Raw genomic sequence first — 24,533 nt, forward strand, 5'->3', positions numbered from 1 at the left:
TTTGAGGGTGCTCCTTTCTGTCAGGCCCAGTCTCGTAAGACGGCTTCGGTGTCGGCTCCTGCTTGGCCGGGTGGTATCGGTGCCGGCGGCACGCTGCGGGAGAACCGCGGTGCGGGCATCGGCTGCAGATGCTCCCCGTCGCGATAGAAGGTGTTGCGCTCGGTGATGTGTGGCTCGGACTCCACCTCGCTGAACGACAGCACCGGCGTCACGCAGGCGTCACTGTCGGAGAACACCTTGGCCCAGTGGTCGCGGTCCTTGCCGGCGATGACCTCGCTGAACTTCGCGCGCAGCTCCGGCCAGCGGCTCGCGTCGTTCTGATCGGGCAGGTCGGCGTTCTCCAGGCCCAGACCCTTGAGGAACGCGGCGTAGAACTGCGGCTCGATGCACCCGACCGCGATGTAGCGGCCGTCGGCGCAGGTGTAGGTGTCGTAGTAGGGCGCGCCGCCGTCGAGGATGTTGACCCCACGCTGATCGGTCCAGAGGCCGTCCTGCAGAAAGCCCCAGATCATCTGCGCCAGCACGCTGGAACCGTCGATCATCGCGGCGTCGACCACCTGACCCTTGCCCGACGTCTGCCGTTCGAGGAGCGCCGACAGGATGCCGACAAGCAGGAACATCGAGCCGCCACCGAAGTCACCGGTCAGGTTCAGCGGGGGTACCGGCCGCTCGCCCGCCCGGCCGATCGAGTGCAGCACGCCGTTGAGCGAGATGTAGTTGATGTCGTGGCCGGCCTGCAGGCGGCGTGGTCCGGTCTGGCCCCACCCGGTCATGCGCCCGTAGATCAGCCGTTCGTTGACCTTCGCGCAGTCCTCCGGTCCCAGACCGAGGCGTTCGGTGACACCGGGGCGCAGCCCCTCGATCAGCACGTCGGCCTTGGCGACCAGCCGCAACACGAGTTCGCGGCCTTCGTCGCTCTTGAGGTCGGCGGCCACCGAGCGGCGGTTGCGCAGCGTGGCTTCGCGCTTGCTGGTGGGGACTCCCCCGAGCTTGCCCGGCCGTTCGATGCGGACGACGTCCGCGCCGAGATCCCCGAGGATCATCGCCGCGTGCGGGCCCGGTCCGATGCTCGCGAGTTCGAGCACCCGCAGTCCGTGCAGAGGTCCCGCCATGCTTACCGCCCTTCGTTGGACAATCGCTTCCGGATCGCCGACATAGCTTACTTGTATAACCAAGTGGTCCGGTTCTAGGGTGCAGCCATGACAACGCTGGATTCGGGCGCACCCACATATACCGGTATCGACGCTTTGACGGTCGAGCTCGCCGGCGGTGTGCTTTCGGTGACGCTGAATCGGCCCGACAGCCTCAACTCGCTGAACCGCGAGATGCTGGTCGGTATCGCCGACACTCTCAATACGGCGGCCACCGATCGGCGGGTCAAGGTCGTGCGACTCGGTGGCGCGGGCCGCGGCTTCTGCTCGGGCGCGGGCATCAGCGACGACGACCAGGCGCAGAAGAGTGTCGACGGCCCGGCCTCGGTGCTGGACGCCGCCAACGACGCGGTCCGCGCGATCGTCAACCTGCCGCAGCCCGTGGTCGCGGCGGTGCATGGGGCGGCGGCCGGCGTCGGCGTCTCTTTGGCACTGGCGGCGGATCTCGTTTTGGCTTCGGACGACGCGTATTTCATGTTGGCGTTCACCAAGATCGGGCTGATGCCCGACGGCGGCGCCTCGGCGCTGGTGGCAGCGGCGGTCGGGCGCAGCCGCGCGGCGCGGATGGCGCTGCTGGCCGAAAAGGTCTCCGCGCGTGAGGCTTACGAGTGGGGTCTGGCGACTGCGGTCTATCCGGCCGACGAGTTCGACGCCGAGGTCGACAAGGTGATCACCGCGCTGAAGTCCGGTCCGGCGGTGGCGCTGCGCAAGACCAAGCACGCCATCAACGCCGCCACGCTCACCGAGTTCGAACCCGCGTTGGGACGCGAACGGGAGGGCCAGCTGACATTGCTGACCTCGCGGGACTTCATCGAGGGCATCACCGCGTTCCAGCAGCGCCGCAAGGCGAACTTCTCCGACTTCTAGGGCAAGTCCTGCGCCGAGTGTGGGGTCGTCGCACACTCGGCGCGCAGAATGCGTGCGGGTAACCCACGTTCGGCGCAGCGAAAATCGGTGGACTCGATGGGCGCGCCTCCGCGACCATCGACGGGTGAGTACGCAATTCGACATTCAACAGCCGGTGCAGACCGCCGGTCGTTGGCGCGTGCTCGCACCATTCCACATCCGCGAGTACCGCCTGCTGATCGCGGCGGTGACGTTGTCGATCTTCGCCGACGGCATGTTCGCGGTGGTGCTGGCCGTGCAGGTCATCGAGCTGAACAACGATCCCGTGTCGCTGTCGATCGTGACGACTTGCTTCGGCGGTGCCCTGGTTGCGTTCGTGTTGGTCGGTGGGATCGCCGCCGACCGCTTCCCTCAGCGGTCGATCATCATTGCGGTCGAGACGGTCAACGTTCTCGCCTCATCGGCTATCGCGGCGCTGGGAGTGCTTGGCGCACTGCAGATTTGGCACCTGGCGGTCGGCGCAGCGGCCCTCGGTACGGCGGCGGCGTTCTTCTTCCCCGCCTACAGTGCGATCCTGCCGAGGATCCTGCCGCCCGAGCAGCTGCTGGCAGCCAACGGCGTCGAAGGCGTGGTGCGCCCGGTGTTTCAGCGCGCCATCGGTCCCGCCGTCGCCGGCGTGGTCGTCGGTGCGACGTTCCCGGCGCTGGGTACTGTGGCGGTAGCCGTGTTGTTCTGCGTCGGCCTGGCATTGCTCATCGCAACTCGGTCGTCGCTGAGACCTGCTGCACCACAGGAACACTCGCGCGTGCTGCGGGATCTTCGCGACGGCTTCGTGTTCGTGCTCGACACGCCGTGGCTGTTGTGGACGCTGCTGTTCGCGAGCATCTTCGTGCTGGTCGTCCTCGGACCGATCGAAGTGCTACTGCCGTTCATCGCCAAGGACCGCTTCGCCGACGGTGCGCGGATGTACGGTTTCATCCTCGCGTTCTTCGGGCTGGGCAGTGCGCTGGGGGCCCTGACGGTCTCGTCGGGCCGTATGCCGCGCCGGTATCTGTCGGTGATGCTGGGCATGTGGAGCCTGGGCGCCGTCCCGCTGATCGTGTTCGGTTTCACCACGTCGTTCGCGATGATGGCGGTCGCGACGTTCGTGGTCGGCTTCACCGACGGTGTCGGCATGGTCATCTGGGGCACGCTGCTGCAGCGACGCGTGCCGACGGCGATGCTGGGCCGGGTGTCGAGTCTGGACTTCTTCGTGTCGTTGGCGTTCCTGCCGGTGTCGTTCGCGATCGTGGGCCCGCTGTCGAAAGTCGTTTCGATGCAGATGATTTTCCTCATCGCGGGCACTGCTCCCGTGCTGGTTGCGGTGGTCGCGGTGTGGGCGGCCCGGATGCGCAGCGACGAGTTGGCACATCCGCTGGGGTGAGTCAGACGCCGAAAAACGGGTAAGAAGGAAGCCGACGACGAGAGGCGATCGGTGACGTTTTCCATCTGTGCCCGCGATCGGGCCACGGGGCAGTTAGGCGTGGGCGCCATCACGGCGATGTTGGGTGTCGGCAAGCTCGTCTCCCATGGTCGGGCGGGTGTTGGCGCCGCGGCTTCCCAGGCCATGATGAACCCGTACCTGGCCATAGACATTCTCGACTTGATGGCCGGGGGACTCAGCGCGCGAGAAGCGCTCGAGGAGGTGATAGGCCGAGACGACGGACGGGACTACCGTCAGCTCGGTGTGGTCGACGCGCATGGAAACACGGCCGCTTGGACTGGCGGCCGCACCGAAGGCTGGGCGGGTCATCTGCAGCGCGGAAGCGCTGTGGCACAAGGCAACCGACTGGTCGGAATCGAGACACTCGAGGCGACGCTGGACGCCTTCTACGACAACGAGAACCTCGACCTCGCGCACCGGCTCCTGTGCGCCCTCCAGGCCGGCGAGGCCACCGGCGCAGACAGGCAGGGCTCCCTGTCGGGCACGATCTACGTCGTGGGCACCGAGGAGTACCCGCTGTGGGACGTCCGTATCGACCACGCCCAAGATCCCGCTGCGGCGCTGGAGGCGCTTGTCGGGGAGTTCGAGGAAGGGCTTCTACCCCACATCGAGAAATTACCGACCCGGGCAGATTACGTGGGGCAGATGACGCGTGAGGCGATGGCCGAGGAGTGATCCCCTCACACGCCGAAGATCGGCGGCAGCGCGAGCACCATGACCAGACCCCAGAAGAAGTGGGTCAGCATCGGTGCGAGTATGCCGCCGGTCACCCGGCGCTCGAACGCGCAGATCGTGCCTAGGATGATCGCCGCGAAGCCGAGCATCGGGTTACCGGTGGTGGCCGCGGTCGCGATGACGTAGAAGATCGTCGAGATCAGTATCGGTTTCATCGCGCCCAAGGCCGTGTAGAGCGCACCGCGGAAGAACATCTCCTCGGCCAGGCCGTTGATCACGGTGATGAAAGCCACCAGCACCAAGGGTCCGTAGTCTGCGTATTCCAGTACGCGAGTGATGTATTCGCGCACACCAGGAATCTCGCGGGCGATCAGGCCGCCGACGACGAACACCGCGCCCAGCGCCAAACCCACTGCGGTGCCGGTGATCACGGGTCGTTGATTGCGGCCGCGGAAGCGGATGCATCCCATGTGCAGCGGGCCGGACAAGAGCGCGCCCAACGCCCACACCCCGGCCAAGGCCAACGTCAGCCAGTAGAACGACGAATCGCCCGGCGGCCGGGTGAGCGAATACCCGAGCAGCGCCGCGCCGATGACGAGCACGACCGCGACGACGATGCGCCTGCGCCGTACGACACTGGGCGGTTCGTGATGCGGGACGGGGCACGCGCTGACGATCTCGCGGATCTCCCGACGCAGCCCCGGGCGAGTCTGTGTCGACTCCGTCACGCCAGCCCCACTTTCGGCACGAGATGCAGCAGCGTGTCCACCCCGGTGCGCACCGCGCCGGCGACGGGTCCAGGCACGCCACCGATGAGCCCGAGCGCGGGCCGGACGATCGACGGTGTGACCGCACCGGCCACCTGCTGGAGACGCAACGTGTCCCCACCCGCCCAGTCGGGGTCGGTGTCGGCGAGGTGGTGCGGGTCGGTGAGCTCGTCGACGGGTCGACGCCGACGGCTCGCCAGCGCCCGCGTGATCCCCTCCTCGATGCCGACCAGCCCGGCGGGCGGGTCCGGCACGAACTCACGCAGCCGGGCGTCCGATGCGATCATCGGATGGTCCAGTGACTGCACCAGATCCGCCGCCAGACCGCCCGGCACCGGCAACACCGCTGCGGTCACCCACGAGACGAGGCCGGTGTCGATGCCGTTGACCGGGAGTTCGGCCCGCCACTTGCCGGCGATGCGGGCGTACGTCCGCAGCAGATCGGCGTACGACGTGGTCTCCGGGCCGGTGATGTCGTACGCCCCGGCGGGCACACGCTCGCTGTCCGCGGCGGCGACGAGGTAGTGCAGTACATCGCAGATCGAGATCGGATCGATCGGGTTGGCCGACCACGACGGCATCGGGATCACCAGAAACCGATCGCCCACATAGCGCAACATCTCGAACGACGTCGACCCCGCCCCGACGATGATGGCCGCACCGAGCCACACCACGTCGGCTCCGCCGTCGACATGCAGCGCCTCGGCGACCTCCGCGCGGCTTGTGAGGTGTTCGGAGAGGTCGTCACCGTCGGGCACGAACCCGCCGAGATACACGATGCGACGCACACCGGCGTCCTTGGCTGCCCTCGCCGCGTTGGCCGCCGCGCGGTTGTCCGCGTCGCGGAAATCGGGCTGTCCGATGCCGTGCACGAGGTAGTACACGACGTCGATGGGACCGGCGTCGGCGAACGCCGACCGCGCCGAATCTTCGTCGTGAGCGTCCAACGCGACGGCGGTGACGCGATCCTGCCACCCGAAATCGGCCAGTCTGTCCGGATTTCGGCTTGCGGCGACGACGTCGTGGCCCTCGGAGAGCAGCGCGGTGACCAGACGGGAGCCGACGTAACCGGTCGCGCCGGTCACCAGAGTGCGAACACGTTCCACGGTAGGGCCTGTACCCGGATCGGACCCGGGAGAATCTAGCCCGTCGCGTCCCGGTGCAGATCGATCAGGTGCTGGTACACCTGCGCGTTGTAACGGTTGTGGTTGACCTCTGCGTCACTGAGGTCGCGACGCACCTTGCCCGGCACCCCCGCGACCAGGGTCCGCGGCGGCACCACGAAGCCCTGCGGCACCACCGCGCCAGCCGCGATCAGCGCACCATGGCCCACGGTCGCGCCGTTGAGGATGACCGCCCCCATGCCGATCAGCGCCCCGTCCTCGATGACGCACCCGTGCAGTACGGCGTTGTGCCCCACGCTGACCTCTTCGCCGATGCAGACCGGAAACTCCGGGTCGACGTGCACGGTCACCCCGTCCTGGATGTTGGTGCCGAAGCCGATCTCGATGGGCTCGGCCTCGGCCCGCAGGGTGGCGCTGTACCAGACGCTGGCCCGTGCGGCGAGCGACACCTGGCCGATCAGGCTCGCGTTGGGTGCCGCCCAGGCCTCGGCGTGCAGCGACGGCGTGCGACCACGGATGGGAACGATCAGCGGCTCAGGCATGCGGCTCATCGTAGGCATCGGCCGTTCACCGCCGTTCGGGGCACCATGTGGGCAGACTGACAATGCGCAGGTCAGACGGCCCGTATTGCCCGTTCGGCGAGGTGACGACTTTGGCAGTCACGAAGAACTGCCTCTAACATGCGTTGCGACCTGTCTAGCTGAGGAGCCGTAAGTGAAGACTCGCACCAGCAAAACCCTTGGTGCCACTGCCGGGATCGCCGCGATCGCCTTTTCGGTGCCGCTGGCCGTGACCGCGTACGCCGATCCGCCCGCGCCCGAGCAGCCGGCCGAACCGACCACCACGGTAGAGGTCGAGATCCCCAATCCCGAGGGGAAGGGCTGTGACGCCTTCAAGGAGGCGGTGCCCAACTGGAAGTCGCTGAACAACCTTCCGGTGGGCCAGGCTTTGCAGGCCATCCCGGATGCCAGCACCTTCTACTCCGCGATCTCGGGCGGCTTCAATCCCGCCGTGAACGTGGTGCCTGTCTTGGAGAACGGCCCGTACGTGGTCTTCGCGCCGACGAACGAGGCGTTTGCCGCACTTACGCCCGCACAGCTCGACGCGCTGAAGGCCAACCCTGCCGCGCTGACGGACTTCGACTACTACCACGTGTTCCTCGGGTTGCTCGGACCCAAGGACGTCGGGGGTCAGCGGCCCACCCAGCAGGGTGCGGAGATCAAGGTGACCGGTGAGAACGCCGACGTCACTATCAACGACACCGCCAAGGTGGTCTGCGGTGGCATCCAGGCGGCGAACGCCCGGATCTACCTGATCGACGCGGTGCTCGATCCGGCCAACCCGCCGCAAGCCGTCACGCCGTCAGGGACCTCGACCAGCGAGACGACCACCACCACGACCACTGAGACCACCGAGCCGGCCGCCCCCGCCGAACCGACGCCGGCTGCCGAGGCTCCGATCGGCTGATCTCGGCCGCGAACGCGAAAAGCCCCCGAAACGCCGTTGTTTCGGGGGCTTTGGCGTTGGGGCGGTTAGACGGCGAGCCGGCCAGTCGCCTAAGTCGCGTTAAACACCCAAGTCGCGGCCGATGATTTCCTTCATGATCTCGGTGGTGCCACCGAAGATCGTCTGGATGCGCCCGTCGACGTAAGCGCGCGCCACGCGGTACTCCATCATGTAGCCGTATCCGCCGTGCAGCTGCACGCACTGGTCAACGACCTTCTTGGCGACCTCGGTCGCCCACCACTTGGCCTTGGCCGCCTCGACCGCGGTCAGCTCACCGTCGACCACTCCCTGCAGGCAGCGGTCGATGTAGTTCTCGGTGACGTCGAGCTCGGTCTCCATCTCCGCGAGCAGGAAGCGGTTGTGCTGGAAGCTGCCGATCGGCTGTCCGAAAGCCTTGCGGTCCTTGGCATATTGCAGCGTCTCGTCGAAGACCCCGCGGGCACCGGCGATGGCCGAGATGGCGATACCCAACCGCTCCGAGGGCAGGTTGGTCATCAGGTGGTAGAAGCCGCGTCCCTCCTTGCCCAGCAGGTTGGCGTTCGGCACGCGGACGTTCTCGAAGTGCAGCTCGGAGGTGTCCTGCGAGTGCAGGCCCATCTTGTCGAGCTTGCGGCCGCGGCTGAACCCCTCCATGTCGCGCTCCACCACGAACAACGAAAAGCCCTTGTGCCCGGCCTCGGGATCGGTGCGGGCCACGACGACAACCAGGTCGGAGTTGATGCCCGACGAGATGAAGGTCTTGGACCCGTTGATGATCCAGTCGTCACCGTCGCGCACCGCGGACGTGCGGATGCCGGCCAGATCGCTGCCGGCACCGGGCTCGGTCATCGCGATCGCGATGATCATCTCACCGCTCGCGATGCCCGGTAGCCAGCGCTTCTTCTGCTCGTCGTTGGCCAGCTCCTTGAAGTACGGCGCGACGACGTCGTTGTGCAGGCTCAGCGCGGGGCCATGCACACCGGAGCGGGCGGTCTCCTCGTCGATGATCGCGTTGAACCGGAAGTCATCGGAGCCACCGCCGCCGTACTCCTCGGGCATGTTGAACCCGATGAGACCGTACTTGCCTGCTGCGGTGTAGGCCGACCGGTCGACGATGCGCTCGGTCTCCCATTTCTCCTGGTTGGGTACGAGCTCGCGTTCGATGTACTCGCGGACGGTGTCCCGAAACGCCTCGTGTTCGGCGTCGTAGATGGTTCTTTTCATGAGTGTCTTCTCTTCCTCGCGTCTTCCTCGCGCAAGCGCTCGTCAGCGTGCTTACTTGGCCTTCCAAACAGGCTGGCGCTTCTCGGCGAATGCCAGCGGTCCTTCCTTGGCGTCCTCTGAGCGGATCACCGTCGAGATCTCGCGCATGGTCCTCGACCATCCGGCTTCGTCACCGGTGATGACGTCGTCGTCCACTCCCATCGCCACCCGCTTGCTCGCCCACACCGCAAGCGGGGCATTGCAGGTGACGCGTTCGGCGAGTTCGAGTGCGGCCTCGACCGCGGTGCCGTCGGGCACCACTCGGTTGATCAGGCCCCACTTCAGGGCATCGGCCGACGACATCGGCTCGCCGGTGAACAGCAACTCCATCGCGACCTTTCGCGGCAGGTGGTCGACGATGCGGAACACCCCACCCGCGGCGGCGATGAGGCCCCGTTTCACTTCGGGGAGACCGAATTTCGCGCGCTCCTCGGCGACCACCAGATCGCTGGCGAGCGCGATCTCGGTCCCTCCGCCCAGCGCTGTGCCGTTCACCGCGGCGATGGTCGGCTTGTCGATGTAATGCCGAACGTACCCGGCGAAGCCCCACTCGGGGTGTTGCGGGTGGTACAGGTTTTCCCGTCGCGCGATGGCCTTGAGATCGGCACCGGCACAGAACGATTCACCTGCACCGGTGATCACCACCACGCGCACCTCGGGGTCGTCCTGAGCCAGCTGCAACGCATCGCCGACAGCGGCGCTGACCGCACTGTTGACGGCGTTGCGCGCCTCCGGTCGGTTGATCGTGACGAGCATGACGTTCCCGCGGCGCTCGGTCAGCGCCGCGGGGGTCGTCATCGCTCCCGTCACAGCAGCTCGAGGATGGTGGCGTTGGCCTGGCCGCCGCCCTCACACATGGTCTGCAGACCGTACTGAATGCCGTTGTCGCGCATGTGGTACAGCAGCGTCGTCATGATCCGTGCACCCGAGCCGCCGAGCGGGTGGCCCAGCGCGATCGCACCGCCGTTCGGGTTCAGCTTCTTCTCGTCGGCGCCGATGTCCTTGAGCCACGCCATCGGAACCGGCGCGAACGCCTCGTTGACCTCGAAGGCCCCGATGTCGTCGACGGACAGGCCGGAACGCTTGAGCGCCTTCTGGGTTGCCGGGATCGGCGCGGTCAGCATGATCACCGGATCGGCGCCGGCCAGCACCGCGGTGTGCACGCGGGCCAGCGGCTTGAGGCCCAGTTCCTTGGCCTTCTCCGCCGACATGAACAGCAGCGCCGCCGAACCGTCGGAGATCTGCGACGAGTTGCCGGCGTGGATCACGCCGTCCTCGCGGAAGGCGGGCTTGAGTTGGCCCATCTTCTCCAGCGTGGTGCCGCGACGGATGCCCTCGTCCTTGAGAACGGTATTCCCCTCGTCGTCCTTGATGCCGACGATCTGATCGTCGAACGCACCGGCATCCTGTGCGGCGGCGGCCTTTTCGTGTGAATCGAGCGAGAACTGGTCGAGATCGGTGCGGCTGAAGCCCCACTGCTCGGCGATCATCTCGGCCCCGATGCCCTGGTTCGGAGTCTGCTTGTAGCGGTTCTTGAAGTTCGCCGAGTACGGGTTGCCGCCGTTGGCCAGCGAGGCGCCCATCGGGGTGCGCGACATCGACTCGACACCGCCGGCGACGACGACGTCGTAGTGGCCGGCCACCACGCCAGCGGCGGCGAAGTGCACCGACTGCTGGCTCGAACCGCACTGGCGGTCGACGGTGACGCCGGGGACGGTCTCCGGCCACCCGGCAGTCAGCAGGGCCGTGCGACCGATGTCGAGGGCCTGCTCACCGGCCTGCATGACGCAACCCCAGATGACGTCGTCGACGAGCGCGGGGTCGACGCCGGCGCGCTGCACCAAACCGTTGAGAACCTGCGCGGACAACTCAGCCGGATGCACACCGGAAAGCCCTCCGTTGCGCTTGCCGACGGGCGACCGTAGTGCCTCGACGATGACGGCTTCAGCCATGACACTTCTCCTTCGAAGTTCGATGATTCACCCACACGCGGGGGTCCACCCCCGAACGTAATTGAACAAGGTTTACTAGGTCAACCTACTAGTTGGTGGGCATGGTTGGTGGACCGGCGGCAATTTCCCTGGCTCGAAGTGGGCGACTCACATGGTTTACTGAGTTGCACAGCTGGCCGCCTGGTCAGCGGCAACGTCGTGGGAGTTGGAGTGGCTCGAAGTACACCGTTGGCGCCGATGATCGGCCCGGACGGCGTCGGCGCCGGAACGACGGTGCGGTCCCCGAAGACGGCCGAACTCGTCGCGGGCACGCTGCGCCGGATGGTGGTCGACGGCCAGCTCAAGGACGGCGACTTCCTGCCCAACGAAGCCGAGCTGATGGCGCATTTCGGGGTGAGCCGGCCGACGCTGCGGGAAGCGGTCAGGGTCCTGGAATCCGAACGCCTCGTCGAGGTGCGGCGCGGCTCGCGCACCGGCGCCCGCGTTCGCGTACCCGGCCCCGAGATCGTCGCTCGCCCCGCCGGCTTGCTGCTCGAGTTGTGCGGCGCGACGATCGCCGACCTGATGACGGCGCGCGCCGGGATCGAGCCGATGGCGGTTCGGCTGCTCGCTGAGTCCGGTTCGGCCGGGGCGTTCGACGAGCTCGACAGCCTGCTCGAAGAGCACGTGCCGTCGGGCTGGCAGAACGACACCCTGGCCGAGACGACGGGCGACTTCCACCGGCGCGTTGTCGAGTTGTCGGGCAACGCGACGCTGTCCATCATCGCCGGGATGCTGCATGAGATCACGGTGCGCCACAACGCATTTCTCTTCAAGGAACGTCGACCGGTCTCCCGAGCCGACTTCGACAAGTTGATGCGCTCGTACCGGAAGTTGATGCAGCTCCTGCGATCCGGCGACGGCGCGGCCGCCGAAGCGCATTGGCGCAAGCACCTCGACACCGCCCGGGAATTGCTCCTGCAGGGACTCGAGGACGTCAAGGTCCGCGACGTCATGGGTTAGGGAGCGTCGGCCCTGTCCTTCTGCCACGTCACGTGGACGGGCACGGTGTCGTCCCAGGGTTGCCGCGTCACCACATCGGCGACCTTGAAGTAACCGCGCTCGAACTCGCCGGTCGCCGCGTCGACCAACCGGTATTCCTGGCGCTGCTTGTGGATCGGTTGCCCGTCGATCAGCACCACTCGGACCTCGCCCGGTTCGAACTGGCAACGCTTCTGCAGGGCCTCGATGAGCTGTTCGTTGTGCATATGGCCGTCGCCGAAGTTCCACCCGATCGCGGTGCTGCAGATCCGCTCACCGTCGGTCAACACATAGTCGTCCTCGTTGTGCCCGGCCATCGCCCGATGAGCGAGGGTGAACATCGCGCGGCCGTGAGTGTTGAACGCGCGGAACGCGTATCCCATGTAGAGGTACATCTGCGCGGTTTCCGGGCTGCCGTAGTAGCGCTCCATCTGTGCCTGCGGCATGCTCGCGATCGAGACGACGTTTTCCTCGATCTTCGCCGAGGCCGACGGTTTCACACACCACAACCCGGTGTCCCAGTTGCCGGCGTAGTAACGCATGCCGGGCAGGAAGGACACCTTGCGCGGGAACAGGTTTCCCATCACGACGGTGCCTGCGACGACGGCGAACAACACGATCGGCCACGGGCTCTGCAGGTCGCCGAGGCCGATCCCAGCGTGTCCCACGAAAAGCGCGAGCACCGAGAACATCATGAAGACGTTCCACTCCAACGGCACACCCATCGGGATCGACGACAGGATGCCGAAGTGGAAGACCAGCATCACGAACGCGGCGATGTAGGTCGGCCAGCCGCCGTGGGAGAAGAACAGCACCAGCGGGACCAATCCCTCGATGGCCGTGCTGAAGTGCGCCAGCCACCGGGACGCCCGCCCGGGTCGCAGATCGTCCGGAAAGTGTTCGAAGAACCTGCGTTTGATCCACTTCGGCCGAAACACCGGGTTGTTGCTCATCATCGTGGAGATGACGAACGGGAAGTGCTTGTTGAGCTTCGACGTCGCCGCGCCGAGCCAGATCGTCAAGCACACCAGCTTGGCGGCGATGATGATGTCGGGCCCGGCGAACAGGAAGCAGACCGCCAGCGAGGCGTACACCTCGCCGCGCGCGGCCAGAAAGATCACCTTGTCGCGCAGGCCGAGCACGGCGAGGACGCCGAGGATCGCTGCGATCTGCCACACCGGCAGGACGCCTACCGTCGTCCCCAATTCGGGTATCGGTCCGGTGCCGTCGGAGAACAGCGCCACGACGAGCAAGACCAGGAGTGCGCCGTAGAGCAGGGCGTCGAACGGTGTGCGGGTGTCGCCTTTGGTCAGCGGGATGCGGGTCGGCCACGGAGGCAGCCGGATGGTGTTCGGCCGCAACCAGTACAGGATCGAACCCATCGGCGGGAAGAACCGGTTGTTCAGTGGTCCGAAGCCACAGCCGAGGCCGACGACCTCGAACAACATCGTGTACAGCACGACCTTTTCGAAGACGATCGGCTCGTTGTACCAGGAGGTGACGTTGGTGAACCCGTCGATTCCCGTGGTGGTGAGCACCACCAGCCAGGCACCGAGGATGTAGAGCAGAATCTTGACGACGTAGAACAGGTGCAGCACGACCGGCGTCCCGAACCCGACCTCGGCCCAGTGCCGGGCCATCGGCACGATCTTCTCGGCGCGACTGCCCTTACTCCACTCCTCGAAATCGACGACGGGCGCGTCCTGCTTCAAAAACCCCATGGCAACACAGACTAGAACGTGTTCTATCTATACGGCTCCAGATACTCACGTCCGCTTCGCGAAAACTACACCAGGGTCGCGATCGCCGAGGTTTCGCGACCCTGGTGTGCGGTTCGCGAACTGCGTGGGCTGTCGTTAGGCGTCGGTCTTGGCCGGCGGCCGGTAGAAGATCGCCAGCTGACCGATGCCGCCGAGCAGGCCCAGACCCAGCGAGATGACCAGACCCCACCAGCCGTGCAGCAGGTCGTAGAAGCTCGTCGAACTGAACAGCAGATGGTCGAGGCTGAGCTTGCCCGCGCCGATCGTGGCGATGCCGACGGCCGCGGCGGCGAGCACGAGGTTGTACTCCCAGCCCTCCTTGACGATGAAGAAGCCGTTCGGCCGGTGCACGGTCCAGGCCGCGACGAGCATGAGCGCCACGAAGCCCGCGGCCGGTATCGGGGTCAGCAGGCCGACCGCGAGACCGATGCCGGCCGCCATCTCCGTCGTCGCGGCGACTCGGGCATGGAACTTGCCGGGCTTCATACCCATGCTGTCGAACCACCCGGCAGTGCCGCTGAGGCCTCCGGGCCCGAAGAACTTGTTGTAGCCGTGGGCGGCCATGGTCAGACCCAGGACCACCCGCAGGATCAGCACTCCGACGTCGTACGCAGTCATGCAACAAAATCTAGGCCATCTGTTAAGCCGCTGCCCAGCCCCCTTCCGTAAGTGGCTGGCGTCGAATCTGAAGTTGTGATCGATATCGCGGCGGAACTCGAGCACAACCTCAGTTTGGGCGCCGAAGTTCGGTTTCCAACCTCTGGACATAGGAGTCGATGTCGCCGATCGCCGACTCGGCCGCATGCACGCTGACGGCAATGGTGTCTCCGATGCCGTGTACGCCGTGCGTCACGCCCATCATCGGAGAGAGCGCCGGGAATCCGGCGGTGAGCACCACGGGCGAGTCTCCGAAGCGCAGGTCGGCGGATGCGCGGTTCACACTCGAGACGACGGTGTTCCCTATGACCGTCGGGGAACGCAGTGTCGGGTCGAACTGCTCGACGCCCCAACGCAATAACGCAGCGGGTACCGAAGCCGACGCTCGGTTGGCCGCAACCATCGCGGGATGTGCCGCCCGACGACGCCGTTGTTCAAGGTCGTCGGCGATGCGCCCGGTACGCGCAGCGAACGGCAGATCCGGATAGAGGCCCACACCCACATTGCCGAAATGGTTGTGCGCGCGTCGCTCGCCCGTTTTCGCCATAGGCACTTCGGCACCCAGCAGCGACGCGTCGTCACCGAATTCCCGCAAGTGTCCGGCCAACGCCTCCGATATCGCGGCCAATACACCCACCGTCACCGTAGGCCCCCGAATCTCCGACCGCCGCATGACCACTATCCGAATGCTGCGCAACCCTTCCGGCCGAGCATTGCTCCGCAGCGCAGGACGCGATTGCGCCGGCGGCGGAACCGATCCGGTCGAGGTATCGCGCACGAGCCCGCGGTGAGCCCGGGCAGCCGCATAACCGCGCCATGGCAATTTCAGGCCCGGAAATGGTTCGGGCGCCGGGACACTCGGGACCGGCGCTGGCCGCCCGAACAACCACGCGGCCGACGCCGACGACCGCATACCGTCCCCGAGCGCGTGTGCCACCTGGACCACGGCAACGGTGCCGAGTGCCGCTCCGGGAAGGTTCTCCACACGCGGGAAGATGTGCATCCGCCACGCCATGACCCGCGGGTCGAGTTGGTCAGAGGCCAGTCCCGCCACCATCGCCAGGCATTCCGCCCGACTGCTACCCGCGGCGTGCATGACGAACTGGTTGGGCGAGACGTCCGCGGTGACCCACCGCGGATACGTCAGCGGATTGCCGTCACGCACCCGCAGGCGCAGCTCGCTGCATCCGCGCGCCCGGTCGCCGAGTTGCGCCACCGCCGCGCCGAGGTCAACGGCTCCCGCGAAACCGTAGAGCAGAAACTGATCGCTGGGGATTTTCGCCGACAGCCAATACGTCTGCGCGTCCGTCGCAGCCAGTCGCCGCCCCATGCCTCCAGGCTAAGCGCGCACCTCGCCGATGAAGTCGACGATGTGGCGGGCGACGGCCTCGGGCTGTTCCAGCTGCAGAAAGTGACCCGCCCGCTCGACGGTGGCGACCTCGCTACCCTCCGGCAGAACCCGCTCCACCCACCGCGCGTAATCGACTGAGGCACAACCATCGTCGGTGCCGTGCAAGTACAGCGTCGGCAGCTGCGGCGCCGACAGCCAATGCCGGTGCAGTTCGGCGTACTGCGCGGGTGGTCTGCTGTTGCGCACGGCGGCCCGGTAGTACCCGAGCGCGGCGCGCCAGTTCTCGGGCGCGCCGATCGCGTCGAGGACGTGAGCGACGTCCTCCGTGGCGTCGTAACCCGGCGACCACTGGCGCCACAGGCGGGGCACCACCCAGGACGCGGATCGCTCAGGCACTCCGGGTAATTGGAAGTACATGATGTACCAGCTGCGCAACAGCTGACGGGGCACTTGCGCGGCCAGCCGGGCAGCATCGGGCACCCGGCCCAGCGGCCGGAACGATGCCGGTGGTGGCACCGACATGATCACGGCCTTCGCGAAGGGGCTGTCGGGCATCGCGGCGAGCCCGGCACCGGCGATCGCTCCCCAGTCATGCCCGACGAACACGTCGCGCCCCGTCGGCCCGGCCGCGTCGAGCACCCGCAGCGCATCGTCCATCAGCGCCCCGACGTGGTAACTGCCGTCCGAGGCGGTCGACGACGGTGCATACCCCCGCATGAACGGCGCCACCACCCGCCATCCCGCATCGGCCAATCGCGGTGCAACCTTGCGCCATCCATGCGCAGTGTCAGGAAAACCGTGCAGACACAACGCAATCGGCGCGCCGACGGTGCCCCAACTGAAAGCGCGCAGCCGCGCACCCGGCGTCTCGACGTCGAAGAGTTCGGGTTCGGCCACTACGGCCCCTACACCGGGTCGAACTTCGAGATGAGCCAGCGGCCGTCGATCTTCTCCAACGTCACCCGCACACTCGACGCGGTATCCGTCGGAGCGTCCTGGCCCATGACCACGGTCTGGTTGACGAACACCAGCACCACCGCCTCGTCGGGATCGGCCGACACGGATGCGGCCGCCGGCACGGAGGCCACCGCGGAGATCTGCTTCTGCTTCGCGCCGGGAATCACCACGTCGTTGATCAGCCCGGTGTAGGACTCCTGGAACTCGCCGGTCAGCAGGTTGCGGGCATCGTTGAGTTGCTGTTCGACGGTGTCGGGCTTGTACGACAGCATCGCCACGGTGCTGTCCTTGGCGACCTGGACCGATTCGGACCGCACCGCATCCGCGTTGCGCACGGAGTTGTCGACCCACTTCAAATAACCCGCTCCGCCTGCCAGCAAGAGGACCAATGCGGGCAGCACGCCGAAGGCGAAGACGCGCGCCCAGTTGATGCCTCGCCCGCTGGCGGACTCGGTCGGCGCTGCCGGCTCGGACGTCGCCGATTCGGACGTCGCCGGCTCGGTCGGCGCTGCCGGCTCGGTCGGCGCTGCCGGCTCGGTCGTCGCCGCTTCAGTCGTCGCCGCATCAGTCGTTGCCGCCTCGGAGGTCGTCGCGGATGCAGAGGCCGCCGCGGGTGCGGTCGCCTCCGCGGCCGCCGAGGTGGATTCGGTCGTCTCCGTGGACTTGGTCGTCTCCACGGGGGCGGCCGTCGTCTCGGCCGTCGGTTCCGTCACCTCGACCGCCTCGGATGCCGACTCCGTGCCCTTCTCGGCGGACTTGTCGGGGGCGTTGTTGTCGCGCTTGCGCCTCGGAAGTCGATGTCTATTGCTCACGGTACGAACTCCACATTCGAGATCTTGGCCTCGTCGTCGCCGGTCTTCTGCACCGTGATCCTCATCCGCCAGGACCGCGGCTGCTGCTCGGGTGCGCCGGCATTGGTCGTGTTGACGGTCACCGCCACCAGCACCCTGGCCTCGTTGTCGGTGAACGACTCGATTCCCGCCTCCGAGATCCTGCCCTCCGACTTGGACTGCGCCTGCTTGACCACCTCGATGAACGGTTGCGCACGGGCCTGGAAGTCGTCGTAGAACGTTCCGGTCGACGATTCCAGCACACGCTGCACATCCTGCTCGGCGTGCTCGTGGCTGATCGTCGTCAGGTTCAGCGCGCCCTGCCGGCCGACCTGCAGGTACAGGTTGCGCAGATCCTCGGTTTGCCGCGACTCGTACGCCCGGTATCCGAGCCATCCGGTCAGCGCCGCGAGGGCCACCACGACCACCAGGCCGACGATCGTCGCCAGCCGCACGTGCGACATCGGCGGCTTGGGCGGGGTGGATTCCGCGTCACCGTCGGCGGTGTCGGCGGTCTTGGCGGTGTCGGCGGTCTTGGCGGTGTCGTACTCCTGGACGTCGCCGGCATCCTCTGTGGTCTCGGCAGCCGGTGTCGTCGACTCGGCACTCTCGGGATTGGCTTCTGCGTCGGGCGTCGACCCGCTCACGTCCTTGTCGGGAGTGGTCTCGTCTGCCATCTAGGTTCCTCTGCGGCCCGCGGGCCAAGTCGGGGTCGGTACAGGTCGGCTTCAACCTACGTGTCCGACACCATAGCGTCGGAGGCTGCCCACGAAACGGCACCGTCCGTTGTCGGTGTCAAGGCGCCAAGTTCAGCGTCAGCTCCCCGGCGGGACGAGCATCGACTGCCACGGGCGCTCCCCCGCCGCACCGTTGGCCAGGTTGGACTGGGTGTAGACCTTGCCGTCCGGTCCGACGTACTCACCGGACGCGGGGTCGTATTCGGCGGCCGCGACGGGCAACGGCGGCGTTCCCGGCGGAGGAAGCGTCACCGCGACAGGGATATCCGGCGGCACATGCGGGATGGGCTGCCCGGACAACGTCGCATTCGGATCGCCCTTCCAGTTGTAGCCGTCGTTGAGCGGCACGTACTGCTCGTCGCTTTCGCACATCTGCCACGTCGGTGCCCGCTTGCCCGGCACGGTGACACACGGCAGGTTGCGGGCGCCGCGGACGTTGAACGGCGCGTCCTGCGGTGTGCGGCAGTACAGGTCCCCGTTCGGCCGGTCGGGGTAGTCCTCGAAGACGGGCACGCGCTGCTGCTGAGCGGGCAGGAACCCGGTCGTGCACGGCGGCGGCAGGTTCTGCGGCGGCAGGGGAAGCGGCGCGGGAAACGCGGGCAGGATCGCATTGAGGTTGAAGATGAGCGAATCGCCCATGTAGTCCTGCTTGGTGTTGCGCTTGTGCACACCCACGGCCTGCGTGACGGCGGTGCCCTGCGGTAACAACACCAGCAGCTGCTCGAGGCTCGGCTGGTAGGCCAGCGCGACCTCCCCGATGCTGACCAGGTTGGCCAGCACGATCGGCAGGGTCGGCTGCAGCCGTTCGAACAGGGCGCGCACCTCGTCGGCGGCCCCCGGCCCCTTGGCCAGAATTCCCGACACCGCCGGATCCTGGCTCTGCAGTTGGCCGCTGATGCTCGCCAGGTTCGCCGCCCACGCCTGAATGGAGCCGGCAGTGTCGGTCTGGGTGTCGAGTATCGGCTTGGACTGGTCGATCAGCGTCAGCAACGGGTCGAGGTTCTTGCGGGCGTCGACGGCCAGCGTGGCGCTCCCGTTGACCAACCGGCGCAGCTCGGGTCCGAGTCCGCCCACCGCGGTGTAGGCCTCGTCGACGACGGTCCTCAAATTCTCCTGAGGAATCGCCTGAAGGCCGCTAGCCGTTTCGTTGAGGACCGTATTGATATCGGTCGGAACCCTTGTGCGACTCAACGGAATCACGTCGCCGTCCTCGAGCCGCGGGCCTTCGCCGCTGCGAGGGAGCAACTGGACGTACTGCTCACCGACGGCGGACACGCTGTGCACCTCGGCTTCGAGGTCGGCGGGGATCGGAATATCGGAGTCCAGCGACAGCACCGCTTCGACTCCCCTGTTCGTGAGGTCGACGCTTTTCACTTCGCCGACCTGCACGCCGCGGTAGGTGACGTTGCCCCGCGGATACAGTCCGCCCGTCTCCGGCAATTCGACCGTGACGCGGTACTGCCCGACACCGAGCAGGCTGGGCAGCCGCATGTATCCGAAGACCATGATGCCCAACGCGAGTGTCGCGATGACGGAGAAGATCGCCATCTGGATGAGAATCTGCCGGGTCATTCGCATGCTACGGCCCCTGATCCCAGCGATACGGAGCGACCAATGGGTTGCCGCCCGGTGGCGGCACGTGGTGGTTGCACGGGCTGGGGAACTGGCCGATGGTGCGTCCCCACTGCAGTTCCAACCAGGTCAGGTTGCATTCGAAACGCGTTCCGGTGAAGAAGCTCGAATCGATTCTGCTCAACGTCAAATCGACCACCAACGTCAGGTTCGCGTAGTCGCCGCGCATCCAATTGAGCAAGGTCTCCTTCGGGAACGGGAAGGTCGGCAGGAAGCTCAGCGCGCGGGTCAACGCGGGGCCCGCATCGGCCAGCTCCTCCAGCACCACGCCGAGGTCCCTGAGCTCTTGCACCAGAGCGTCTTTCGTCTGGTTGACCGAGTCGGCGGCCAGCGCGCTGAACCGACCCAGCTGGGTCAGCACCTCGGCCAGGTTCTGCCGCTGATCCCGCAGCACGGCCAGGGCGTCGGGAATGGTTCGTAATGCCCTGTCCAAGACCGGCTTCTGCTCGGCGATCTGCCCTATCAGATTGTTCAGACTCTCGGTGGCCTCGATGATGTCCTGCTTCTGGTCATCAAGGTGACCGATCGCGATGTCGAGCTGTTCGATGAGGCTGCGCAAGTCGTTCTCGCGGCCGGTGAACGCGACACTGAGCGCCTCGGTGATGTCGTGGATGTTGCCGATCCCGCCGCCGTTGAGCAGCAGCGCAACCGAGGCCAACGCCTGTTCGGTGCTCGGATAAGCGCTCGACGACTCCAGCGGAATCAGTGAGCCTTCTTTCAGCTTGCCCACCGGCGGCGCGTCGGTCGGCGGGGCCAACTCGATGTGCAAGGACCCCAGCAGGCTTGTCAGCCCGAGCTTGGCCGTCGCGTTCGCGGGCAGTTCGACGTCACCGTTGAGTTCCATCGTCACCAGCGCGTGCCAGTCTTGACGCTCGATTTTCCGCACGGTGCCGACGTTCACATCGGCAACCCGGACACGGGAATTCGGCTCGATGTTGTCCACGTCGGGCATCTGCGCCTGAATCGTGAACGCCCCCGGGCCGGTGCCCTGGACGCCCGGCAACGGCAGCGAGTTCAACCCCTGCCAGTCCGAACAGCCCGACAGCAGTGCCGCGGATACCGCCGCCACCGCCACTCTGCGAAACAGCCTGCGCCGCATCATGGCCCGACCCCCTGGGGCACCATCAGCCCGTGCAGGCCATCGACCGGATTCGTGGAGACCGGCGCCTCCGCCGCCAATGGCGGACCCGCGGGTGGCGGCGGTGCCGAAGCCGCCGGCGGCGGTGGACCGGCGGCCGACGACGGTGGCGCTGCCGGAACAGGTTGCGGCGGAATGTAATCCGGACGCAGCCAGTCCTCGCTGTAGGTCAGCTCGTTCGGACGCGTCGTGGCACCGACGAAGACGTTCTGCATGATGGGCAGGAAGTTGTACTGGCGGTTCTTCAGGATCGGCGCCAGGTACTGCACGCACAGCTTCGCCGACTGCTCGGCGTTCAGCCGGGACGCGGCCTGAATGCTGCCGCACAGGAACGAGATCGGATTGGCGAAGTTGTTGAGCATCGGCAAGCTGCTCACCGCGCCCTGAGCCGGCTGCCAGATGTTGACGTAGTTCTGCAGCGTGTTGGGCGCCACGTGCAGGAACTGCTTGACGTCGGCGAGGCTGTCGGTCAGCGCCTGGGTCACCCCGGCCAACTTGTCCGATGTGGTGCCCAGCGCTTCGCGGTTGTCGGCGACGAACGTCTGGACTTCCCCGACGACGTTGTTGAGGTCGCGCAGCGCGTCGGCGACCTCGTTGGGATCGTTGGCGAGCAGTCCGGTCACGGTCGCGAGGTTCTGGTTGAGCTGGCGCATCACGTCGGTGCTGTCCTGCAGCGCCGAGACCAGGATCGCCAGATTCTTGACCGTGGAGAAGATGTCGGTGCTGTGATCGCCCAGGGCTGTCACCGCCTGCGACAGCTTGATGACGGTGTCACGGATGTTGGCGCCTTCGCCACGCAGGTTGTCGGCAGTGGTGTTGATGACCGACCCCAACGGGCTCACGTCCCCCGGCTCGGTCGGCTGCAGCGTCTCGGTGAGCTTCTGCAACTGTTGCCGGACCTCGTCCCACTCCACCGGAACGGCGGTGCGCGACTGCGGGATCACCGTGTCGTCGCCCATCACCGGTCCGCCGGTGTAGGGCGGGACCAGTTGGATGCTGCGCGCGGTCACCAACGTCGGTGACAGAATCGCGGCCTTGGCGTCGGCCGGCACCTTGTACTTGCTGTCGTACCAGAACGAGATCTTGACCCGGTCGGGCTGCGGTTCGATGGACTCGATCTTGCCCACGGGAACGCCGACGATGTTGACGTCGTCACCGGGATAGATGCCGTTGGCGTTGTCGAAGTAGGCGACGACGTGTGTGCGGTTGATCGCTCCGGTGTTGCGCAGCAGCACAATTGCCCCGCCGGCGAGTATCACGATCAACGCAACGGCCAACATGTTGCGGGCGGCGCGCGTCATCGTCCGGCCTCCGCGGGTGAAAGGTGGGCCACCCCACCCGGAGCGGGCACCGCGACGGGAGACGGTGTCGGGTCCGGGGTCGACTGCAGACCCGGCGGGGCCTCCGCGGGCGGCCCGGGCGGCGGCCCGCCGGGTGGCGGGGCCGGGGGCGGCTCGCGGTACGGATAGCAACCGGGTCCCGGCAACGGCAGGCCGGGCAATCCGCACGCCCGGTCGCCGGGATTGCCGGTGATGGCGTCCGGGACCGTCAGCCGCGGCTCGCCGCCCTGACCCGTCCGCGGGAAGGGCACGGGCAGCGCCGGTGTCCCCGGCTGCCCGACCTGTGGGTCGCTGAGTTCTGACGGCAGCTTCACGTTGGGATCCAGGCCGAGGTCGGAGAACGCGGCATCGATGAAGGGCTGCAGGAACTGTCCCGGCAGCAGATTCGCGACGTAGTTCTTGAAGAACGGGCCGCCCGAAACCGATTCCCCCAGCGACATCACATAGTCGGTCAGCAACGAAAGCGACTTCTGCAGGCGTTCCTTGCGATTGTCGATGATCGTCAGCACGCCGTTCAGCTTGTCCAGGGCGGGTCGAAGGGTGTCGCGATTCTCGCCGATGAAACCCTGCAACTGTCCGCTGAGAGCCGAGATGTTGCCCGAGACCTCATCGAGTGCGGCGCTTTGGTTTTCGAGCTCGGCCAGCAGCGCGTTGGTATTGGCGACCAAACTCACGATCTGGTTGCTGCGTTCGGCCAGCACCGTGGTGGCCTTATCGGCGTTGGTGAGCAGACCCCGCAACTGCGCGTCGCGTTCATTCAGCGTGTCAGAGAACCGCGCAACGCCCTCGATCGCGACCCGCAGCTCAGGCGGGGTGTCTGAGAAAGTGTCCGCCAACACCCGAAGCGAATCGGACAACTGGTCGGTGTTCAAGCCACTGATCGTCGTGGCCAGCTCCCCCAGTGCATCCGGCAGCTCGTAGGGCGACGTCGTGCGATCCAGGGGGATGGTGCCCTCCTGCCGACCGTCACCGCGGGAGGTGACTTCGAGGATCTTCGTGCCCAGCAGCCCCTCGGTCTTGATCGCTGCCTCGGTGCGATCACCGAGCCGGATGTCGCTGTCGACGGTGAACGTCACCAGGGCGCGCGGTCCGTCCAGTTCGATGGACTTGACCTGTCCGACCTCGAATCCCGAAACCCGCACGGCCTTACCGGCTTGCAGCCCGCCCACCTCGGCGAAGTAGGCCGAGTACTCGCTGCCCTGCAGGAAGGGCAGCCGGTCGTAGTTCAGCGACCCCAGCACGATGCCGACTGTCAACGCCAGCCCTACGGCACCGATGACGGTCTGATTCCGTTCCGAGAAGGACCTCACCTCGGCGCACACCTCCCGGTGGACTGCCCGGCGACTTTCACGTACACCGGCTGGCCGCCCTTGCCGTTGAGTTTGAGCACGATGTCGCAGAGATAGAAGTTGAAGAAGTCGCCGTAAAGCCCCTGCCGTGCAAGCGCTTGATGGGCATCCGGCAGCGTGTTCAGCAGGTTGTCGAAGTACTCGTGGTCGGCCACCACGATTCCCGCGGCGCGGTCAGTTTCCCGGATGGCCTTGGTGAACGGAGGACGAGCCTGCGCCAAGAGGTCCGCGACGGTTCCGGCCGCTTCGTTGGTGTACGCCAGCCCGTTGCTGATGTCCTGTCTGCGCTCAGCCAGCGTGTCCACCAGTTCGGTGAGCGCGTCGACGGCCTTCGCGAACTGGTCGTTCTGGTCACCGAGGGACCCCAGCACCACGTTGAGGTTGACGATGACGTCCCCGATCAGCCGGTCGCGGTCCGCCAAAGTCGTTGTCAGCGCGGCGGTCTGGGACAGGAAAGAGTTGATGGTCGCGCCCTGGCCCTGCAGCGCCTGGATCAGCTGTCCCGACAGTGCGTTGACCTGGTCTGGATCCAGCGCACGGAACAGTGGCCGGAAGCCGCCGATCAGCGCGTCGAGGTCGAGCGCAGGAGACGTGCGGGCGAAGGGAATCGTGCCGCCCGGCTCGAGCTTCTTGACTCCGCCGACGCCCTCCTCGAGTGCGAGGTAACGACCGCCGATGAGGTCGTCGTATCGGATGACCGCCCTGCTGCCTTCGGTCAACACCACCGACTGGTCCGCGTTGAACTCGACCCGCGCGGTGGTATCGGGTTGAATGGCAACCTTTTCCACGCTGCCGACCTCGACGCCGGCGATGCGCACGAAGTCACCGTTCTCCAAACCGGTGACATTGGTGAATTCGGCGACATAACTGTTGGTGGCCTCCCCGAAACGCATCTCGCCGAAGACCGCGAACAGACCGAACACGCCGAGCAGGCACACAGCCAGGAAGACGGCGAGACGCACCGCGTCTCGTCGAACCCTGGCGTTCATGCTGGACATGGCGGGTCACCTCTCATG

General features: G+C 66.6%; 23 protein-coding genes. 5 read left to right on the forward strand and 18 right to left on the reverse strand.

Annotated elements, in window-relative coordinates:
* Window positions 1-20 precede the first annotated feature (20 nt).
* On the reverse strand, window positions 21-1,112 hold the full coding sequence (locus AU193_RS16960) for a CaiB/BaiF CoA-transferase family protein (protein ID WP_064423524.1): 1,092 nt from the start codon (window positions 1,110-1,112) through the stop codon (window positions 21-23).
* Between the two features lie 87 nt (window positions 1,113-1,199).
* Between AU193_RS16960 and AU193_RS16965 the strand changes: the two genes are divergently transcribed.
* The 3 genes from AU193_RS16965 to AU193_RS16975 all read left to right on the forward strand — a co-directional run bounded on the left by AU193_RS16965 (window position 1,200) and on the right by AU193_RS16975 (window position 4,155).
* Window positions 1,200-2,018 (forward strand): enoyl-CoA hydratase, encoded by an 819-nt coding sequence (locus tag AU193_RS16965; RefSeq protein WP_064423525.1) that lies wholly within the window; start codon window positions 1,200-1,202, stop codon window positions 2,016-2,018.
* Between the two features lie 142 nt (window positions 2,019-2,160).
* Entirely contained in the window at window positions 2,161-3,420 is a 1,260-nt protein-coding gene (gene tet(V), locus AU193_RS16970; RefSeq protein ID WP_172798343.1) for a tetracycline efflux MFS transporter Tet(V), read from the forward strand.
* Between the two features lie 51 nt (window positions 3,421-3,471).
* Window positions 3,472-4,155, forward strand: a complete 684-nt coding sequence (locus AU193_RS16975; RefSeq protein ID WP_064423527.1) for a DUF1028 domain-containing protein — start codon at window positions 3,472-3,474, stop codon at window positions 4,153-4,155.
* A 5-nt stretch (window positions 4,156-4,160) separates the two neighbouring features.
* On the opposite strand, the gene AU193_RS16980 is transcribed toward AU193_RS16975, so the two are convergent.
* Genes AU193_RS16980 through AU193_RS16990 form a run of 3 tightly spaced genes read right to left on the reverse strand, consistent with a single transcriptional unit; the run spans window position 4,161 to window position 6,588 of the window.
* Window positions 4,161-4,853 carry a type II CAAX endopeptidase family protein gene (locus tag AU193_RS16980; protein ID WP_156425268.1) on the reverse strand — a complete coding sequence of 231 codons (693 nt, stop codon included), beginning with the start codon at window positions 4,851-4,853 and terminating at the stop codon, window positions 4,161-4,163.
* A gap of 26 nt (window positions 4,854-4,879) precedes the next feature.
* Entirely contained in the window at window positions 4,880-6,028 is a 1,149-nt protein-coding gene (locus AU193_RS16985; protein WP_064423529.1) for an NAD(P)H-binding protein, read from the reverse strand.
* Between the two features lie 35 nt (window positions 6,029-6,063).
* Window positions 6,064-6,588, reverse strand: coding sequence for a gamma carbonic anhydrase family protein (locus AU193_RS16990; RefSeq protein ID WP_064423530.1), 525 nt, complete (start codon window positions 6,586-6,588; stop codon window positions 6,064-6,066).
* A gap of 172 nt (window positions 6,589-6,760) precedes the next feature.
* Between AU193_RS16990 and AU193_RS16995 the strand changes: the two genes are divergently transcribed.
* A complete protein-coding gene (locus AU193_RS16995) occupies window positions 6,761-7,513 on the forward strand; it encodes a fasciclin domain-containing protein (protein ID WP_064423531.1) in 753 nt (250 codons plus the stop codon).
* Window positions 7,514-7,612: 99 nt separating this feature from the next.
* Here AU193_RS16995 and AU193_RS17000 read toward each other — a convergent pair whose 3' ends face one another.
* From AU193_RS17000 to AU193_RS17010, 3 genes are read right to left on the reverse strand one after another with little or no spacing between them, the layout of a single operon-like run.
* Complete coding sequence (locus AU193_RS17000) at window positions 7,613-8,755, reverse strand: acyl-CoA dehydrogenase family protein (protein WP_064423532.1); 1,143 nt, start codon at window positions 8,753-8,755, stop codon at window positions 7,613-7,615.
* A gap of 51 nt (window positions 8,756-8,806) precedes the next feature.
* On the reverse strand, window positions 8,807-9,592 hold the full coding sequence (locus AU193_RS17005) for a crotonase/enoyl-CoA hydratase family protein (RefSeq protein ID WP_156425259.1): 786 nt from the start codon (window positions 9,590-9,592) through the stop codon (window positions 8,807-8,809).
* A gap of 8 nt (window positions 9,593-9,600) precedes the next feature.
* Window positions 9,601-10,746: an acetyl-CoA C-acyltransferase gene (locus tag AU193_RS17010; protein ID WP_064423534.1), complete on the reverse strand. Its 1,146-nt coding sequence runs from the start codon at window positions 10,744-10,746 to the stop codon at window positions 9,601-9,603.
* 210 nt (window positions 10,747-10,956) lie between these two features.
* Here AU193_RS17010 and AU193_RS17015 point away from each other — a divergent pair, with 210 nt between their 5' ends.
* Complete coding sequence (locus tag AU193_RS17015; protein WP_064423535.1) at window positions 10,957-11,748, forward strand: FadR/GntR family transcriptional regulator; 792 nt, start codon at window positions 10,957-10,959, stop codon at window positions 11,746-11,748.
* Here the strand turns inward: AU193_RS17015 and AU193_RS17020 are convergent.
* The 11 genes from AU193_RS17020 to AU193_RS17070 form a co-directional block, all read right to left on the reverse strand.
* On the reverse strand, window positions 11,745-13,487 hold the full coding sequence (locus tag AU193_RS17020) for a DUF3556 domain-containing protein (protein ID WP_064423536.1): 1,743 nt from the start codon (window positions 13,485-13,487) through the stop codon (window positions 11,745-11,747). The genes AU193_RS17015 and AU193_RS17020 overlap by 4 nt on opposite strands.
* Window positions 13,488-13,622: 135 nt before the next feature.
* Window positions 13,623-14,144, reverse strand: a complete 522-nt coding sequence (locus AU193_RS17025) for a DoxX family protein (protein ID WP_064406646.1) — start codon at window positions 14,142-14,144, stop codon at window positions 13,623-13,625.
* Window positions 14,145-14,253: 109 nt separating this feature from the next.
* Entirely contained in the window at window positions 14,254-15,513 is a 1,260-nt protein-coding gene (locus tag AU193_RS17030) for a hypothetical protein (RefSeq protein WP_064423537.1), read from the reverse strand.
* Between the two features lie 9 nt (window positions 15,514-15,522).
* On the reverse strand, window positions 15,523-16,431 hold the full coding sequence (locus AU193_RS17035) for an alpha/beta fold hydrolase (protein WP_064423538.1): 909 nt from the start codon (window positions 16,429-16,431) through the stop codon (window positions 15,523-15,525).
* A gap of 8 nt (window positions 16,432-16,439) precedes the next feature.
* Window positions 16,440-17,168 (reverse strand): hypothetical protein, encoded by a 729-nt coding sequence (locus AU193_RS23650; RefSeq protein WP_371259233.1) that lies wholly within the window; start codon window positions 17,166-17,168, stop codon window positions 16,440-16,442.
* A gap of 131 nt (window positions 17,169-17,299) precedes the next feature.
* Entirely contained in the window at window positions 17,300-17,998 is a 699-nt protein-coding gene (locus tag AU193_RS17045) for a hypothetical protein (RefSeq protein WP_064423539.1), read from the reverse strand.
* 138 nt (window positions 17,999-18,136) lie between these two features.
* Window positions 18,137-19,636, reverse strand: coding sequence for an MCE family protein (locus AU193_RS17050; protein ID WP_064423540.1), 1,500 nt, complete (start codon window positions 19,634-19,636; stop codon window positions 18,137-18,139).
* 1 nt (window position 19,637) lies between these two features.
* The gene (locus tag AU193_RS17055) at window positions 19,638-20,789 is read right to left on the reverse strand and encodes a virulence factor Mce family protein (RefSeq protein WP_156425269.1); all 1,152 of its coding nucleotides are present in this window, start codon (window positions 20,787-20,789) and stop codon (window positions 19,638-19,640) included.
* A complete protein-coding gene (locus tag AU193_RS17060; RefSeq protein ID WP_064423542.1) occupies window positions 20,789-22,129 on the reverse strand; it encodes a virulence factor Mce family protein in 1,341 nt (446 codons plus the stop codon). Before AU193_RS17060 ends, AU193_RS17055 begins: the two co-directional genes overlap by 1 nt.
* Window positions 22,126-23,478: an MCE family protein gene (locus AU193_RS17065; protein WP_064423610.1), complete on the reverse strand. Its 1,353-nt coding sequence runs from the start codon at window positions 23,476-23,478 to the stop codon at window positions 22,126-22,128. The genes AU193_RS17060 and AU193_RS17065 overlap by 4 nt, the downstream gene beginning before the upstream one ends.
* A complete protein-coding gene (locus AU193_RS17070; RefSeq protein WP_064423611.1) occupies window positions 23,475-24,506 on the reverse strand; it encodes a virulence factor Mce family protein in 1,032 nt (343 codons plus the stop codon). The genes AU193_RS17065 and AU193_RS17070 overlap by 4 nt, the downstream gene beginning before the upstream one ends.
* Window positions 24,507-24,533: the final 27 nt, after the last annotated feature.

It is taken from the genome of Mycobacterium sp. GA-1285, from assembly GCF_001499905.1.
Classification (GTDB): domain Bacteria; phylum Actinomycetota; class Actinomycetes; order Mycobacteriales; family Mycobacteriaceae; genus Mycobacterium.